This is a genomic window from Hyphococcus sp. (assembly GCF_965228385.1).
GTDB lineage: Bacteria > Pseudomonadota > Alphaproteobacteria > Caulobacterales > Parvularculaceae > Hyphococcus.
Genome location: NZ_OZ245810.1, coordinates 538,302 through 555,715, shown reverse-complemented (window position 1 = coordinate 555,715; position 17,414 = coordinate 538,302). Strand labels below are relative to the sequence as shown.

Annotated in this window: 5 protein-coding genes and 2 pseudogenes; 2 read left to right on the top strand and 5 right to left on the bottom strand. The window is 58.4% G+C overall.

All coding sequences use genetic code 11. From position 1 onward, the window contains the following. Positions 1–95: 95 nt before the first annotated feature. On the top strand, positions 96–716 hold the full coding sequence (locus ACQK2Q_RS02455; protein ID WP_425408172.1) for a TetR/AcrR family transcriptional regulator: 621 nt from the start codon (positions 96–98) through the stop codon (positions 714–716). 337 nt (positions 717–1,053) lie between these two features. On the opposite strand, the pseudogene ACQK2Q_RS02450 reads toward ACQK2Q_RS02455, so the two are convergent. Further along, positions 1,054–1,266, bottom strand: a pseudogene (locus ACQK2Q_RS02450) (integrase core domain-containing protein); the annotation flags it as partial. 68 nt (positions 1,267–1,334) lie between these two features. On the opposite strand from ACQK2Q_RS02450, the gene ACQK2Q_RS02445 reads away from it, so the two are divergent. After that, positions 1,335–1,802, top strand: coding sequence for a hypothetical protein (locus ACQK2Q_RS02445; RefSeq protein ID WP_425408171.1), 468 nt, complete (start codon positions 1,335–1,337; stop codon positions 1,800–1,802). Here the strand turns inward: ACQK2Q_RS02445 and ACQK2Q_RS02440 are convergent. The 4 genes and pseudogenes from ACQK2Q_RS02440 to ACQK2Q_RS02425 form a co-directional block, all read right to left on the bottom strand. Then, on the bottom strand, positions 1,759–2,721 hold the full coding sequence (locus tag ACQK2Q_RS02440; protein WP_425408170.1) for an IS1595 family transposase: 963 nt from the start codon (positions 2,719–2,721) through the stop codon (positions 1,759–1,761). The genes ACQK2Q_RS02445 and ACQK2Q_RS02440 overlap by 44 nt on opposite strands. A 129-nt stretch (positions 2,722–2,850) precedes the next feature. Continuing rightward, a pseudogene (locus ACQK2Q_RS02435) lies at positions 2,851–3,821 on the bottom strand (IS3 family transposase); the annotation flags it as partial. A 445-nt stretch (positions 3,822–4,266) separates the two neighbouring features. Then, the gene (locus ACQK2Q_RS02430) at positions 4,267–7,746 is read right to left on the bottom strand and encodes a TonB-dependent receptor (protein WP_425408169.1); all 3,480 of its coding nucleotides are present in this window, start codon (positions 7,744–7,746) and stop codon (positions 4,267–4,269) included. Beyond that, positions 7,746–17,168 (bottom strand): Ig-like domain-containing protein, encoded by a 9,423-nt coding sequence (locus ACQK2Q_RS02425; protein ID WP_425411106.1) that lies wholly within the window; start codon positions 17,166–17,168, stop codon positions 7,746–7,748. The genes ACQK2Q_RS02430 and ACQK2Q_RS02425 overlap by 1 nt, the downstream gene beginning before the upstream one ends. Positions 17,169–17,414 lie beyond the last annotated feature (246 nt).

Genomic DNA, 17,414 nt, shown 5'->3' with positions numbered 1-17,414 from the left:
CGCATTCGAATTCGTCAAAATAATCGGCGAGGGAAAGAAATCAGTATAAACCACCTGGTTCTTAAGATAAGTCTTTGAACTTTAAGGATAACGAGATGGCCCGGCCCAAGAAAACGGAAAACGCCGCTGCGCGCCGAGACGAGCTGATCAACGCGTCGGCAAAACTATTCAACAAGCTGGGCTTTCAGCGTACAACCGTTCGAAATATTGCCGAGGAAATCGGGATAACCTCGGGCAGCATTTTCTATCATTTTGATAGCAAGGAACAGCTCCTTGAGGCGGTAATCGAACACGGAATGACCAGCGGTCTATCCATCGTTGAAAAGCAACTGTCAAAATTAACCGGGCCGCTCTCGCGTTTCCATGGTTTAGTCCTGTCACATTTACTTGCGCTTAACGGACCTCCGGGAGACGCGCATAACGTTTCTTTTCGTGAATGGGGTTCCTTGTCTCAAAAAGCGCGAAACCGTTTGCGAGCAGTCAATGAGCGATATCGAAATATCTGGATAGGCGAATTGACAAATCTGAAAAAACACCAGCGCCTCAAAAGCGACCCAGAATTTTGTAGACGCGCCCTGATCGCCGCCCTCAACTGGTCGCCCGTCTGGCATAAACAAACTTCAAAACAACACTTGGAAAAGGCTTCAGATCAGTTTTGCGCGGTCGCGTTGAATATGAATGTCGCCGACTTCGTTGATCAACGAATGAAGGAATAAAGACTAAAGCACACTCGGAAATCGCAATAAACACTGACGAAGCGCCGGGCTTAACGGCAATGCAACCGGTGAATTTCTTTAAAATTCGTCGGTCCCTACATTGTCATCTGACATGGAAAGCGCACCACACCTAATACGGACGGTGGCCTTTTATCGTGACCCTGTTTCTGACCCGCTCCTGAGTGCGCAGCCGGGTTCTATGTAACAGATAAAGATGCTCCGACGGAAGGCCGATCCGGCTGGAGCTTCCAAATCGCGGAGGACGGATCGTTTCTGGGGCTGGCGGTTAATAGCGCACTGACGAGGCCTGACGAGACCCCGATCACGCAGCCAGTTTCTATGTAACCATGAGATTGCTTTCGACGGAAGGCTGTACTGGCTGGAGCCATCCAGTCGCGGAAGCCAGATCGGCCGGGAGAATGGTGAGCGTGGCTGGCGGTCTGTAGCCCAGTGATGAATGCGGGCGCACGGTGTTGTAATGCCTGCGCCACATTTCGATGATGATCTTCGCCTCCATCAGATTGTTGAAAAGCTCGACCTTGAGGCATTCGGCCTTAGGCAGCAAGCGCACCAAGTTTGGGTTTGTTCGCAGGCTGTTGTTATCGGATGATCGTCGGCATGACGGAACCGATGATTATCCAGTCTTTGAAAGACAAGCGCGCCGAGATTAACGGGCGTATTGCGGCGTATCAGGCGCAAATTGCGCAGGCCAAGCACGACCTGGCGCACATCAATGCGTCGATCCGGCTGTTTACCGATCCTGAACACCAGCGCGCTCGCTACATGGTCAGCCATGGCTTCTTCAAGAAAGGCGAGATCGCCGACATTTGCGTGCGCCATCTTGAGATCGACGGCGAGTTGACGACGCGGGAACTCGCTGAACGCGTCATGGTCGAGCGGAAGCTGGACGCCTCTGACGGGACGCTTCGAAACTCTGTCGTCTTCAAGGTCGTTCAGGCGCTTCGCCACGCCGCCCGGCGTCGGCTTGTCCGAATGGTCGAGAAACGCAAAGGCATGTGCGTCTGGACGGCGGGCGACGCCGTCACGCTGCGCGTCGTTGCCAATAGCCCGCCCAGGTCCGGCTGACCGGAGCGGCGAGCGCGCCAAGGATCAAGCGATCGGCCATCGTCCCATTACTTTCATTGCTATGATCTTCGAGCCAGGCGGCGTGCCCGGCATAGGCGCCGAGATATTTACCGCTCACCGCATGATGCTGACCGCGGATCATCCGCCGGAGGCGCGAGAAGTAGCTTTCAGCGAGATTGGTGTGAACGCCGCCCTCGCTATAGGCGTCGGAATGATTGACGCGATGGACGTCGAAGCAATCGGCGAGCAGATCCCAATGCGGAAGCTCGTCCGCCGACAAGGACGATCCCGGCTCAACGCGTTCCTTCGCAAAATCAATACCTTCCGCCTCACGCAGGAACGCCCGCGTCAGCGTGCGTCCGCCGCGCTGGCGCAGAACCACGACGACCCGGCGTTTGCCGCTTCGGTTCTTGAGAAGCCGTCGATCGACGCGATCCTTGCGGAGGTTCGCCGGACGCACATGGCCGCCAAAATAGGCGCCGTCGATCTCGACATCTCCTACAAGGCGGGCTTCGGCCGTCTCCCGGGCCATCGCTTCGCGAAGTTTGTGCATCAGGACAAACGCCGTCTTGTACTGAACGTCGAGATCGCGGCTCAGCTGCACCGCCGACATTCCTTTCGATGCATTCACGAACAGGCAGATGGCGCCGAGAAGATCGACAAACGAAAGTTTGTGCGAGGCGAAGATCGTACCGGATGTGGCGCTAAACTGATGATGGCAGGCGGCGCATTTGAAACGCCGGCGAGTCTTGAGGTCGTAAAACTCAAGGCAGCCGCATCGCGGACAGACCGGCGAGCCGCCCGTCTCCGCCCAGCGTAATTTGCAGAACCGCCGATACGCTCTTTGCTCGCCGCCGGCGTAAATCGCCCGCAGCGACAGCGTTCGCGCGGCCGCAGACAAGAGATAATGCTGCGCCATCGCTCACTTCAATTTGCGCGTTCATGATATGTTCTTATCCGCAGAACCGCAAGCGAAATCGGCAATCCGAAATCAGGAATCAAAATCAACCGCTTACGGACGATCTGGTGCGCTTGCTGCCTAAGGCCGGAGGCATTCGTCCCGCAGCCGGCCATTGAAGGATTCGTTGTAGCCGTTCTCCCATGGGCTACCGGGTTCGATGTAGAGCGTCTTCACGCCGATATTACCGAGCCATTTGCGCAGCGCCTTTGCCCGGAACTCGCTGCCATTGTCCGAGCGGATGTGATCGGGAACGCCGCGTGCGGCCATGAGGTCGCCGAGGACATCAAGGACGTCCTGACTGTTGAGACGCCGCGCAACCCTGATGGCGAGGCATTCGCGGGTGTATTCATCGATGACGGTGAGCATGCGCAGTCTTTTGCCGTCCCGTGTCTGATCCTGGACGAAGTCGTAAGCCCAGACGTGATTGCGATGCTGTGGCCGCAATCGGACGCACGAGCCGTCATTGAGCCATAAGCGCCCGCGTTTCGGCTGTTTCATCGGCACTTTCAGGCCCTCGCGCCGCCAGATCCTTGCAACGCGTTTGTGGTTCACATGCCAGCCGTCGGCCTTCAGAAGCGCCGCAATCCGCTTGTAGCCGTAGCGCCCGTACCGCGTCGCCAGCTCAATGATGGCGAAGGTCAGCGCATCCTCATCATCAGCGCGCTTCGGCTTGCGCCACTGCGAGGACCGGTGCTGCTTCAACAAACGGCAGGCCCGGCGTTCCGAGACGCCGAGCCGGCAGCAGGCATGGTATATGAACTCGCGCTTGCGCGAGGGCCCTACCAGTTTCCCTCCGCAGCTTCTTTCAAGATCGCCTTGTCGAGTTCGGCGTCCGCAAGAAGCCGCTTCAGCCGCGCATTCTCCTTCTCAAGGTCTTTCAGACGCTTGGCCTGTTCAACTTTCATCCCGCCATACTCCTGGCGCCACCGGTAATATGTGATCTTGTTGACGCCCAGCCGGCGGATCACTTCCCCGACCTTGACGCCCTCCGCGAGGAACACTTCCGCCTCACGCAACTTCGATATGATTTCCTCGGGTGAATATCGCTTTCCCGACATCGCTCTTCTCCTTTGATGCAGCCATTTTACTACTTTCAGGCGGCTGCGTTCAAAGGGGTCGGGTCAATTCTCAAAGATCCCGGTTTCACTGAAAAACTTTGATTCCGGATGCGTTAGTGTCCTGTGAAGCGTGTCGGCAAATCCGACCGCAATCAACGGCGTGCTCAATACGCTGAGTGTCAAAACTCGCGCACGAAAAGTCCATCGCGCCATGTATGCGCCCCTCCATCAGCTACCCCCTGCTAAAGACGTTTGTTAATTTCGATGGGCGACGGCGTGGCTAAATTATGGCGAAATTGGGGCGCGAGCAGTGTGAATATCTATCTCAAGCCACAACCGCGCAACTCATCGCACTGTATTTTACATAAAAAGGCGCCGGCGCAATTCATTCTGATTGCGCCGGCGCCTACCGACTCTTTACGGGGGGAGCGTTCAAGAGTCGATATCAGTACTTGCCGATGATGTTCACAAAGACCCCGTTCTCATCAAATGACAGATCGGTGAGGTCATCGGAAAAGTCGGTGAAGTTGTATCCGACGCCGATTTTGGCGTGGTCGCCGATATGCCGATACACGGCAACGAGAAGCCCGGCGCGCGAATCTTGCGCCTCGACGACATTCAGGATGCGCCCTTCAATCAACGCGTCCCATCGGCTCACGATATGCAGGTCGGCGCGAATAATGCCGAGATGCGCGGACGAGCTGACAAATTCTTCTTCCCGACGCGACAGGCTAACCTGGCCGAAACGATAGCCGTATTTGCCGCCAAGCGAGAGCCATGGAGCCAGATCATAAGTCGCATCCACATTGAGAATATGGCTGCGCTGCGCCGGCAGGCCGGTTTGTCCTGACCCGGAGATTTGCTGTGACGGGGGCAGGTCGCGGAAATAGGTGTAGCGGAAGAGCGCGTTCAAACGGTCGTTGAGAACCGGACGATAGGCGCCGGCTAGCTGGCCTTCAAAGAAATCGCCATCGAAGAAATCGCCGCTTGACGCATTGCTTTCCGCAAAGTTGAGTTTGCCGAGAGCGCGCCAGGCTTCGGAGAGCTGAAGCCCGAAATTGTTGCGCATGAGATATGTACGCCGGCGCTCGCCAAGGCGTTCGTCAACGCGCCATTCGAATAATGAAGCGAAGTTAAACGCATCATTGGCGAAACCGACCGATCCGGTGACGGCGCGGCGTTCGAGCGCGCCCGCCTCTTCCTCCTCGATCGTGCCGAATTCAAACGATGCGCCGATATTCCAGTACTCGCCCGGGGTGAGGTCGACCCCATAGGCGTGAGTCAGGCTGCGGCTATCTCCGAAAGTCGCGCGTTCTTCGCCGAAGACGGAAACCGTGTCGCTGTATCGTTGACGACCGCCGAGCGTAAGCGCGTTCTGCGTTTGCGTGAATATGTCGGATGTTTCCGAGCCGGTGTCAGTGCGGTCCGTATCAAGGGCGTAGTTCAGATAAAACTCCGAACCGTCCTCACGGGAATGGGTGACTTCCGCGAGCGCGCCGAAACCGCCGTCGCCCCCGGAAACTTCGCCGCCGATGCGGATTTTTTCGGTGAGTTGAATCTCGGCGCCGGCGCCGCCGCGATTACGCTCCGGCCGGTCGCCAACTGATGCGACCGTCGTCTGGCCGAAGGCGTAGACCTGCCACTTGTCTTCCTCGGCGTAACGAATCTCGAGGCCGACATCGTTGCGCTCGCCGTCGCTGCCCGTCGGCGCGCCTGAGCGTCCGTCGTGCCTGTAACCGAGGCTCGCCATCCAGTTGTCATCGAGTTTGTGATCCAGATCGATAACGATAGAACGATCATTGACGCCGCCGTCGATATTCGCTTCGTCATATTTGAGCCCGAGCGTCGTTCCTTCGCGCAAGATCAGGCTCGCCTGGCCGCCGAAGGCTTCCTTATCCGCCGGCGTCAGGCGGCCAATGCCGGAAAAACCGCCTTCGATGTTTTCGTAGTAGGCGGCGAGCTTGCCGTTGAGGCCGAGGATGTCGATATCGCTGATCTTCGAGACGCCTTCGATGCGATAAGCTATGGCGCCGTCGGAATTCGTGAAGTCCGGCGTCAACGGATCGAAAGTAAAGCCGCCGTCAATAGAGTTTCGCTCATTGAATGCGAAGCCTTTCGTGTGCGCGACTTCCGCTTTCAGGTAAGTCGCTTCCGTCATGCGGAATGTGATGTCACCGGCGATAAGGCTCTGGTCCGCGTCTCCGGTTTCTTCCTGCTGGCCGGTAATGCCGAGTTTGACATGGTCGCCGATCCATTGTTCGGCGCGGCCGCCGGTCGAGAAGCCACCAATGTCGTCAAGGCCCGGCGTAAATTCATAGCGCGCGACCAGGAACACGTCGTTGCCCGAAAGGCCTTCATCACGCACGGTTTGACCATCGAGACGCGTTGACGACAGCGGGCGCGCCAACAGCACGCGGCCTTGAATATAATCGATGTCGTAGTCTTCCTGAGGCTTCAGGTCTCGGGTTTCGAGAACGAGCCCTGAGTCCTTGTCGCGGACTTCGATGCGCAAACGCTCGGACCCGATTGTCAGGTCCTGACGCTCAAGAAAGTAAACCGAGCCGCCGGTGCCGCGGAACTCCTCTCGCGCGGGGATTGTGCCGGGGTCGGCGGCAAAGCCGATAAGGCGCGTCTTGCGATCGCCGAAGCTCGTCAATTCGTCAGCGTTATATTCAACCTTGCCGCCATAAAGCGCGCGGTCAAGCTGGGCGAACTCCGTTGAGACGATGTTCGTCGTAAAATTGCCCCAGACCACATGATCGTCGCCGCGCTCCACACGAACATAGAACCGGCCTTGCGTCGGCGCGTCTTCCTGCAACGAAGAATCATCGCCGTAGACAGGATAGAACCGGTCGGGGTCTAGCCGCCGCAAAAATGCTTCCGGGTCTTTGTCGTTGAGATTCGAAAAAAGATTGTCGACGTCGTCCTCGGTCGTATCGAGGGTCGCGGTGATCAGGTATTTTCCCTTCACCTTGCCTTTCAGATAGAAGGTGCCGCGGCCGGTCACGAAGGTCTCGTCGAAATCTTCATCATCGGCGGCCAGGACTTCACCGCCATTGTCGTCGCGGTGACCGATCGTAAGGTCGCCGAGGGCGACGATGAAGAAGTCATTTTTTGGAATGTCGATTTCGCGGGTGATGCGCACGATTTCGGACCCATCGTCAATCTCGACATTAATATCGCGCTTGCCGAACGGTACGATTTGCTGAACGACAAAGTCGCCTTGCGCATCGACCGGCGCCTCGGCGCCGAGCACGCGCACCGTCGCGCCATCAGATAGATTGAGGCCCTTGCCGGACACCGTGACCGAACCGCCGGAGATTTTAATGTTGCGCGAGGCGGTTGCGTCGGCGCCGTAAATGCCGAGACTGTCTTCGGCGTTTTTGTTTTCATCGGACAGACGATCAACAAATCGAACCGCTTTCGGTTCAGTTTCATCAAAACGGCCTTCAGCGTCGTAAACGCGCAGCACGTAGAAGAAGCCGGTTTTGTTAGCATCGAACGGCGTGAAATCCGCCCGGCCGGTTCCGTTTACTTGCAACGTCGCAAACGGTTCGCTCCGCGCCGATTCCTCTAAGTGGAACAGGCGGATTTCGGCGCGATCGATAAAGGCGTCGTAGTTCCAATAAGTATCGAATTCGACAGTTCCGTCTCGCACGGCCGCATCGCCGCCGCCGACTAGGCCAGCGTTGAGGCGTGGCGTGACGTCGAGACCGTCAAACGCCATGCGGATATCTGCGCCGGCAAGCGTCTGATCTGCTAGCGCCTGCACGCCGTCAGCATCGCCCGCTTCTTCGACTATAATTTCGAAAGGCGCCGCTGAATCACCCCCAACCATCATGGCGAGCGGTTGGTCAATCGGCATTAGAGTTGTTGCGGCGAGCGCTAGGGCGGGAAACGGACTATAGATGAAAGAACGCAACATTATTCTTCTCCCCCGTTCGAAGCCGAGACAATTCTGGTTTCGATATCGAGGTCGTAGCGCCCTCGCTCCTCCTTCCAGTGTTGTTTGATGAGCCTGGCGACGGCCTTCAGGCGCGGCTCGCCCTCTTCGGCGCCGACATAGGTGAGCCGAAGGACGGAAGGTTGCGCTTCAAGAGCGGCGACAAGATCTTCAATCTTGCCTGCCCAGGCCGGCGCCAATTCGTCCGTTCCGGCAGCGAACGCTCCGTCTGTCAGGTTGACGCGGACCACACGTGACAGCGATGCGCCGAAATTCAGTTTCGACATCTTGCCGCGGGTGAGACGGATGACCCGCGGGTTTTCCGTCGTAATGCGGTATCCGGCTGGAAGCGTGCGCGGATCGAGCTTTAAGATGAAGTTCGAACCAATTCCGGCCTTAGGCGTCGCCGCGCAGGCGATGTGATAGCGGCCATGGTTGTCAGTCGTAATGAGAAGACCATTGACGGTCGCAACGCGAACGCCTGCAAGCCCCGGCTCGCCCTGATCCTGATAGCCGTCGCCGTCCCTGTCGTCGAAAACTTTACCGATGACTTCGGAGCAATCGAAGACGGCGTCCGGCACGATCCGAACTGTTGCTTCAGCGATATTGGAAAGCGGCGCGCCGCCATCGCTTTCAGCAAAGCCGCGATTGACGAAATTACCGAAATCAACGCCGGCGCCGACAATCAGAACAAGAGTCACTGTCGCCGTACCGTTGGCCGGCACGTCAATATCCGCCCAAGTTAACTCCAGGCCGTCGCGAACCGGCTCAACCGGCTGGCCGTTCAGGCGCGCAGAGCCTTCCACATATTTGAAGCCGGCGGGCGTCAGGTCGACGATATCCACGTCATTGACCGGTGCGGCGCCGTCATTACGGATCGTCACCGTATACGGAACAAGCGAACCGACCGAAGCATTCGCTACCGTCGCTGTCTTGAACGCCGTCAGCGGCTGCTGGCTCGCGGCCAAATCAATCGGGATATGATTGTTGATCACATCGGGGTCGCCTCCGGCGATAGCGAAATCGATGAAGAATACAGGAGGCTCGCCGATGGTTGGCGGGCTATTCGACGCCGAGACTTCGCAAGGCGGGTTGGTATTCGCATCGATCGGACACGTCGTTGCGTCAAGCGGACCGGTCTGCGGTGCAAATTGTCCAAAGAGACCGGGAAGGCCGCCGGACAGCGTAACCGAAAGGCGATATTCGGTTTCGCCAGCCGGGCACGCAGGATCAGCGCCCGGCACAAGGTCGAAACGGTAGAAACCGTCATCGGCGGTCACCTGATTTTGCTGGCTTGTATCGATCAGGCAAACATTCGGCAGCGGCGTTCCGCTGGCGTCTGTTATGACAACAGTGACGTCGGCAAGCGGTTCACGAGTCTCTGCATTATAAATGACGCCCGACGGATCGACGGGCAGGCTGAGGTCAACCATTGTCTCGCCGGCGGAAAGCGCCACGCCCTGCACGGCGCCGACGACAACGCCAGTATCGGGATTTCGAAACACGACGACATAACCGTCAGTCGGCTCAAGCCCGTCGATACGATAGAAGCCATTTTCGTCGGTGCTAGTGGCGGCGACAACTTCGCCATCCAGAAGAATCTCGACGCCGTAGCCCGCCAGCAGCAACTCATTCGACTGGTGGACATCGTCCTGATTATCGTCAAAGAAAACGATGCCTTCGATCGACGCCGCGCCGCGCATATCGACCGAAATCACGCCCGTGTCGCAGGCACCGGTTGAATCGCAGACGGTGTAAGTAAACGTATCGACGCTGTCGAAACCCGAATCCGGAGTGTATGTCAGCGTGCCGTCCGGATTAACAACGACCGCGCCGTTCGCTGGCGTCGACACGCTGGCGAGCGTAAGCGGATCGCCGTTGGGATCGGTATCATTGGCGAGCGGATCGAAAGTCACCGGCGTATCGGGCGCGCCCTTGATATTGTCATCATTTGCTTGCGGCGCGTTGGGATCGACCGAGACCGAAACTGTCGCCGTATCGCAATTACCGTCAACGTCGCACACCGTGTAAGCGAACGTATCAGCTCCCTCAAAGCCGGCGTTGGGCGAATAGGTCACCGTACCGTCGGGATTTGGCGCAATGGCTCCGTTCGCCGGCTGCACAATATCGGCGACTGTCAGATCATCGCCATTGGGATCTATGTCATTGCCGAGAATATCGATGACCGTCGGCTCGCCCGGCGTCGTTGTCGCGCTGTCGGCGTTTGCGGTCGGCGTCTCTTCGTCGACCACAACCGTTATGGTCGCCGTAGAGGCGGCGCCCTCGCCGTCATCGACCGTATAAGTGAACGTATCCGTTCCCGTGAAGCCGGCGTTCGGCGTATAGATGACCGTACCGTCAGGATTGAACGCTACTGTTCCGTTCGCCCCTTGGGTCACGCTAGAAATCGTCAGTGGACGGTTTTCGGGATCGGAGTCATTGGCGAGCGCCGGGATGGAAACAGCGTTCCCAGGCTGTGTCGCGGCGCTGTCGTCTTGCGCGCTTGGCGGCTGATTGCCGACCGTGACTGTGATCGATGCCGTATCGCAATTGCCGTCATCGTCGCAGACCGTATAAGTGAACGTGTCCGTTCCGACAAAACCCGCTTCAGGCGTGTAGGTGATTGCGCCATCCGGATTGATCACAACCGTTCCGTTCGCCGGATCGGCGATGTCGGCGACGGTCAGCGGATCGCCGTTCGGATCATTGTCATTCGCCAGCGGGTCAATGGTCGACGGCGTGCCGGAGAGAACCGACGCAACATCGTCAACCGCCTGCGGCGCTTCGGCGCTGACCGTGACGGTCACTGTCGCCGTATCGCAATTCCCGTCGCTATCGCAGGCGGTATAGGTGAAATTGTCCGCGCCGCTAAAACCGGCGTGCGGCGTATAGGTCACCGTGTCGTCGGGGTTGACAACGACTGTTCCGTTCGCCGGTTGCGCGACGCCAGTGACAGTCAGTGGATCGCCGTTCGGGTCGGTGTCGTTCGCCAGAACATCGACAGTAGTCTGCGTGTCGGGCAGCGTGCCGGCGGAATCCGCAACAGCTGTCGGCGTTTCATTGTCGACCGTCACGGTGACGTTCGCTGTCGCGGTTCCGCCATTGCCGTCGTCTATTGTATAAGTAAAAGCGTCGGCGCCGGTGAAGCCGGCGTTTGAGGTGTAAACGACCGTGCCGTCAGCCATGAAGGTCACGGTTCCATTCGCGCCCTGAGTGACGCTCGTAACCCTCAGCGGCTGGCTCTCGGGATCGGAGTCGTTCGCCAGCACCGGCACGGACACGGCTTCTTCCGGCTGCGTCGATGCAGAGTCGTCCGTTGCAGCCGGAGCCTGGTTTGTCGATGTCACGGTGATCGTCGCCGTGTCGCAATTGCCATCCGGATCGCAGACTGTATAGGTGAAAGTATCTGTACCGACGAAATTTTCGTCAGGCGTATAAGTGACTGTGCCGTCGGGATTGAGAACCGCAGCGCCGTTGGCGGGTTCGGTGACGTCCGTAACGGTTAACGTTTGTCCGTTCGGTTCATTGTCATTATCCGCCGGATCAATCGTCGCCGGCGTTCCCGACGGCGTCGTCGCCACATCGTCAACAGCTTGCGGCGTATCGGCGCTCACCGTGACAGTCACGGTCGCGGTATCGCAATTCCCATCGCCGTCGCAAATCGTATAAGTAAACGTGTCTGTTCCGGCGAAGCCCGCATTCGGCGTGTAAGTTACTGTGCCGTCGGGATTAATGACTACCGAGCCATTGGCGCCTTGTGTGACGCTGTCGATGGTCAGGGGATCGCCATTCGGGTCGGTGTCGTTCGCTGCGACATCGATTGTCACCGGGGTATCGGGTGTCGTGCCGCCCGAATCCGCGACCGCCGTCGGGGTTTCATTATCAACCGCGACCGTAACGGTCGCCGTGTCTACCCCGCCATTGCCGTCGCTGATCGAATAAGTGAACGTATCGGTTCCAGTAAAGCCGGCGTCCGGCGTGTAAACGACCGTGCCGTCAGCCATGAACGCAACCGACCCGTTAGATCCCTGAGTGACGCCTGTGACTGTAAGGCTTTGACCTTCCGGGTCGGAATCATTGGCGAGCACTGGAACGGACACAGCGTCGCCCGGCTGCGTCGCTGCAGAGTCGTCAGCCGCCGTCGGGGCGATATTGTCGACGGACGTCGTCGCGGTTGTCGACGCGGTTCCGCCCGCCGCCGTCAATGCATCGTTATAGGTAACGACAACCGACTGGCCGGTTTCGATCGTGATAACGCCGTTATTGTCTGGGCCCGCCGAGCCGCCGAGCGTTGTCGCCAGGTTCGCCTGGAATACGCCAGTGTTCGGACCGGTTTCCATGAGCGTGACGGTTTCGGTTTCGCCGGTGACGGAATTGACCGCCGTCACCGTGATAGTTTCTACAGCGCCTGTGTCGGCGTTAAGGTCCGCGTCCTGCACTTCGATCGCAATGGAATCGCCAGGCGTGACATTCGCCGAAGACGTCACCGTTCCATCCGCCCCGCCGCCGACATTGGCTGTATCAGTCCTTGTCGCCGATCCTCCGGCGGCCGTTAGCGCGTCGTCATAAGTACCGGTGAGCGTATGACCGTTCTGGACCGTAAACGTTCCGTCATTGTCCGCACCCGTCCCGTTTCCGAAGACGGTCGGCGCATCGGCTTCAAATACGCCGGTATTGACGCCTGTTTCAGTAAGCGTAACGGTTTCAGATTCGCCCGTGACATCGTTTACGACCGTAACGGCGATTGTTTCGGCGACGCCGGAGTCGGTATTGAGATCATTGTCGTTGACGCTGATGTTAAGCGGGTCGCCCGGGTTCAGCGCCGGCGTCAGCGAAATTGTTCCGTTGACCCCGCCTCCGATATTGCTTGTGTCCGTTTGCGTCGCCGCGCCGCCGGCGCCGGTGAGCGCGTCACTATAAGTGACCGTGACCGTGTCACCCGATTGTGCATTGAGGATTCCGTCATTATCGGTTCCCGCCGCCGTTCCGAACGCCGTTGCGACAGCGCCTTCGAATACGCCGGTGGAAACGCCGGTTTCCGTGAGCGTCACGATTTCCGTCTCGCCGGTGACATCGTTGACCGTCGTGACGGTGATCGTTTCAGCAACGCCGCCATCCGTGTTGAGATCGGCGTCAGTTACCTGGATTGTCAGCGTGTCGCCGGGATTTCCGCTCGGCGTGATTGTGACCGTTCCGTCGAACCCGCCGCCGACGCCGGCGACCGCTGTCGGCGACGCCGTTCCCCCTGCTGCAGTAAGCGCATCACTATATGTGGCTGTAACGGTATCGCCGTTCTGCACATTGAATGAGCCGTCATTGTTCGTTCCGGCGGATGTGCCGAACACGGTCGAGACATTGACTTCGAACACGCCGGTGTTCGGGCCGGTTTCCGTCAGCGTGACGGTTTCCGCCTCGCCGGTAACATCGTTGACCGCAGAGACCGTGACCGTTTCCGCAACACCCGGATTCGCATTCAGATCGGCGTCGTTTACGGAAATCGTCAGCGAATCGCCCGGATTGATCGACGCCGTAATCGAAACCGTCCCGGTGACGCCGCCCGTGACATTGCCGGTATCGGATCGCGAAACAGTCTCGCCGGCCCCCGTGAAATCGTCATAGCTCGCGGTCAGCGTATCGCCGGCTTGCGTATTGAAAGCGCCGTCGCCATTCGGCCCGGCGGACGTTCCAAAGCTTGTTGAAACATTCGCAGAAAAAATGCCGGTATTCACGCCGGTTTCGGTCAGCGTAACCGTTTCGGTCTCGCCCGTTACGTCATTGACGACACTTACCGTCATTGAATCGGCCGCGCCCGGATTTTCGTTGAAGTCTGCGTCATTCACCTGCACGACCAGTGTGTCGCCCGGCTGCGACGGGTCGGTGATCGAGATCGTTCCGTCCGCGCCGCCGCCGACATTGGAGGTGTCGGTCGGGCTGGCTGTGCCGCCGTTTGCCGTCAGCGCATCGCCATAAGTGACCGTGACGGTGTCGCCGGACTGTGTATTGAAGGTTCCGTCATTGTCGGCGCCAGCCGCCGCCCCAAAGGTTGTCGTCACCGTTCCAGCAAAAACCCCGGTATTGACCCCTGTTTCCGTCAGCGTGACGGTTTCAACCTCGCCCGTAACGTCATTGACGACGGAAACAGCGATTGTCTCGGCGACGCCCCCATTGTTGTTGAGATCAGCGTCGGTCACCTGGATTGTCAGTGTATCGCCGGGAACAGACGGGTCGGTGATCGACACCGTTCCCGTCGTTCCGCCATTGACATTCGACGTATCGGTGGGGCTTGCGGCTCCCCCAGATGCCGTCAGCGCATCATCATAGGCGACGGTGATGGTGTCGCCGGCTTGTGCATTAATGCTTCCGTCATTGTCAGTCCCGGCGGACGCGCCGAAAGTCGTGGCGACTGCGCCCGTGAAGACGCCGGTATTGGCGCCTGTTTCGGTAAGCGTCACTGTTTCCGCTTCGCCGGTGACGGCGTTCACCGTTGCCACATTGATCGTTTCGACAACGCCGGCGTTCGCATTGAGATCGGCGTCGTTAACCTGGATCGTCAGCGTTTCGCCCGGTCTGGATGGATCGGTAATCGATACCGTTCCCGTGACGCCGCCATTGACATTTGACGTATCGGTTGGGCTGGCGGCCCCGCCCGAGGCGGTCAGCGCGTCATCATAGGTGACGGTGAGCGTATCGCCGGCTTGCGTATTGAAGCTTCCGTCATTGTTGGCCCCGGCGGAAGCGCCAAATGTGGTCGCTACCGTACCGGTGAAGACGCCGGTGTCGGCGCCGGTTTCTGTGAGCGTGACATTCTCGACTTCGCCAGTGACGTCATTGACGACAGCGACGGAGACCGTCTCCGCGACGCCCGAATTCGTATTGAGGTCGGCGTCGTCTACCTGAATAGTGAGCGTGTCGCCGGGACTTGACGGGTCGGTGATCGAAACGACGCCCGACGCGCCGCCTGAAACATTTGACGTATCGGTCGGACTGGCGCTTCCGCCGTTTGCGGTCAGCGCGTCATTATAGGTGACGGTGACCGTGTCGCCGCCCTGGGTGTTAAAGGTTCCGTCGTTGTCCGCGCCAGCCGTCGTCCCGAAGGTCGTCGCAACCGTTCCGGCAAAGATGCCAGTGTTCGGGCCCGTCTCCGTCAACGTCACAGTTTCGGTTTCGCCGGTGGCGTCATTGGCGACCGGAACCGAGATGGTTTCCGCAACGCCGGAATTTGCGTTTAGGTCGCCGTCATCGACTTGAATGGCGAGCGTATCGCCGGGCGTCGACGGGTCGGTGATCGACACGGTTCCGGTGACTCCGCCGATGACGTTAGAAGTGTCGGTCGGCGACGCCGTTCCGCCGCTCGCGGTCAATGCGTCATTATACGTAACAGTGATCGTATCGCCGCTTTGCGTAATGAATGTTCCGTCATTGTTTGCACCAGCGGTCGTTCCGAAGATCGTCGCAACCGTTCCGGTAAAGACGCCCGTGTTCGGGCCTGTCTCGGTTAATGTTACGGCTTCGGTTTCGCCGGTGACACCGTTGACCGCCGATACGATAATTGTCTCGGCGAGAACGCCGTCATTGTTAAGATCGGCGTCATTGACAGAGATGGTCAGCGTGTCGCCGGGACTTGAAGGGTCCGTAATCGTGACAGTTCCGGTCGCGCCGCCGGAGACTGAGTTTGTGTCGGTGCGGTCGATCGGGCTGCCGGTTGTATTGAATTCGTCCGTATAGGCGACCGTAACCGTATCGCCGCCTTGCGTATTGAAGGTTCCGTCATTATCGGCCCCGGCGGAAGCGCCGAATGTGGTCGCAACCGTACCGGTGAAGACGCCGGTGTCGGCGCCGGTTTCCGTGAGCGAGATGGTTTCCAGCTCGCCGGTCACGTCGTTGACGACCGAAACCGTCAGCGTATCGGCGAGCGCCACGTCGAGATTGCGATCGCCGTCATTCACCTGAAGCGTTAGCGTGTCGCCCGGCTGCGATGTCGGCGTAATTGAAACGATCGCATCAGAAATCGGCTCGTCGCTGTCGATGATCGCGGCGCTCGCCCACGCCAAAGATGAAAGGCCATAGACATAAGTGTCGATGTACTTTTGATCGCCGAAATTGTTCGAACCGGTCGAAGAAAATTGACCCCATGTGTGATAGCCGGCGGCCGTGCCCGACAGCGCGCCGTCAGGTGAGGTCGCCGTCGCATCCGGGTCGCCGGAAAAAAATGTTAGATCGTCCCAGTAAACGAGTGTCGGCGACAATCCGCTAGGGCCCGTCCCTTCATAGATGGTCAATCCATTATCGCTTGGGCCGCCGCTTGTTTCAGCGTCGCGCGCAACAAAATGAAACTCCCCGAGACGTACATCCAGCTGTGCCTGATATTGTCCTACCGGCAATACGGCGCCTGCGTTGTCGCGGCCGTCCCACACTACCTGATTGGCGCCGGGCGCGGTGACGCCCAGAAGCAGTACGTCGCCCGGATCGCCGAAAACGCTGTTCTGATTGACGTCGATGCTGATCGCGTAGGTGCCGTCTACATCCGTCGTGAATTCGAACACGCCGGTATCCTGCACGCCGACTGAATCGCCGGGCGTAAAGCCGCCGTCCTGACCGGCGTCGTCAATAAACCTGAAATTCGAGATCACCGGCGCGGCGGATGGCGACGGATTGGCGATCGTCGGATAATTCACATAGATCGGAAAAAGCGGCGTGACGCTGTTTCCGCTTTCCGGCACGGATAATCCTGCAACATTATCGCCGGCAGCGTTCGGAGAATCGACGCCGAGACTGTTGGCGGTAATTTCATAGACGAACCCGGCAAACTGATTGAGGTCGAGCTGCCAGACATAATTCGTTCCCGCCCGGCCGCCGGGCGTGAGCATGTAGTAATTCGCGTCGGTCGCCGCCGCCTGTTGAAAAGAGCCCGCGTCAAACGTCCACTCATAGGAATAGAGCCGTCCCACATGACTGCTGGCGGCAAGACCGGTTGGATCCGGCAGCACAAACGCGCTGGTCGTGACCGTAACATCGACGCGTGACAGTTCCTGGCGTGACCCGGTCGGGTTCAGGTTCTCTATAGTGACGCGATACGCGCCAGTCGCAGCGCTCGTATGACGTACCGGAAACGCAAGGGGGGACAAGAAATCATTGTTGCAATCGACATTAGCGTTGATCAGCGTCGTATTGACGACTTGCGCGCCTGATGGGTTATAAATCCGAATGCGGATGTCGTCGTCGTTCGTATCGCCACAAGCCGAAACATTGATGACTTCGCCAGCCGACTGGATATCGACGAATAGAGATCCGTTGGTCAGATTGTCGGCGCCGCCGTTGAATCCGAGAAGATTCTGCCCAATCCCGAACTGCGCGTGTCCTTCGGCAAACACAGCCGTAGGCGCCGCCAGCCAATTAAAAAACATGACGGCCAAAACCGCGCGCCTAGTTGGACGCAGAACCCTCTTCAATAAACACAACATCGAAACCCGCCACCTATTTCAAACGCATCGATACTTACCCCAAATGGGGTAAACATCGCGGAAATAAGCGTGCAGGGTTGAAGGTACGTTAAAAAATACGGTTATTTATTTGTAAACGAATTAAATACGAAAGGACTGCAGAAACTGAACCCAGCAGGACTCTGTTTCCGGCGGCGGTGAATGTTCAGA

Coding starts and splice junctions, on each gene's coding strand:
- ACQK2Q_RS02455 (WP_425408172.1), top strand. CDS start 96: ATGGCCCGGCCCAAGAAAACGGAAAACGCCGCTGCGCGCCGAGACGAG.
- ACQK2Q_RS02445 (WP_425408171.1), top strand. CDS start 1,335: ATGACGGAACCGATGATTATCCAGTCTTTGAAAGACAAGCGCGCCGAG.
- ACQK2Q_RS02440 (WP_425408170.1), bottom strand. CDS start 2,721: ATGGCGCAGCATTATCTCTTGTCTGCGGCCGCGCGAACGCTGTCGCTG.
- ACQK2Q_RS02430 (WP_425408169.1), bottom strand. CDS start 7,746: ATGTTGCGTTCTTTCATCTATAGTCCGTTTCCCGCCCTAGCGCTCGCC.
- ACQK2Q_RS02425 (WP_425411106.1), bottom strand. CDS start 17,168: ATGTTTTTTAATTGGCTGGCGGCGCCTACGGCTGTGTTTGCCGAAGGA.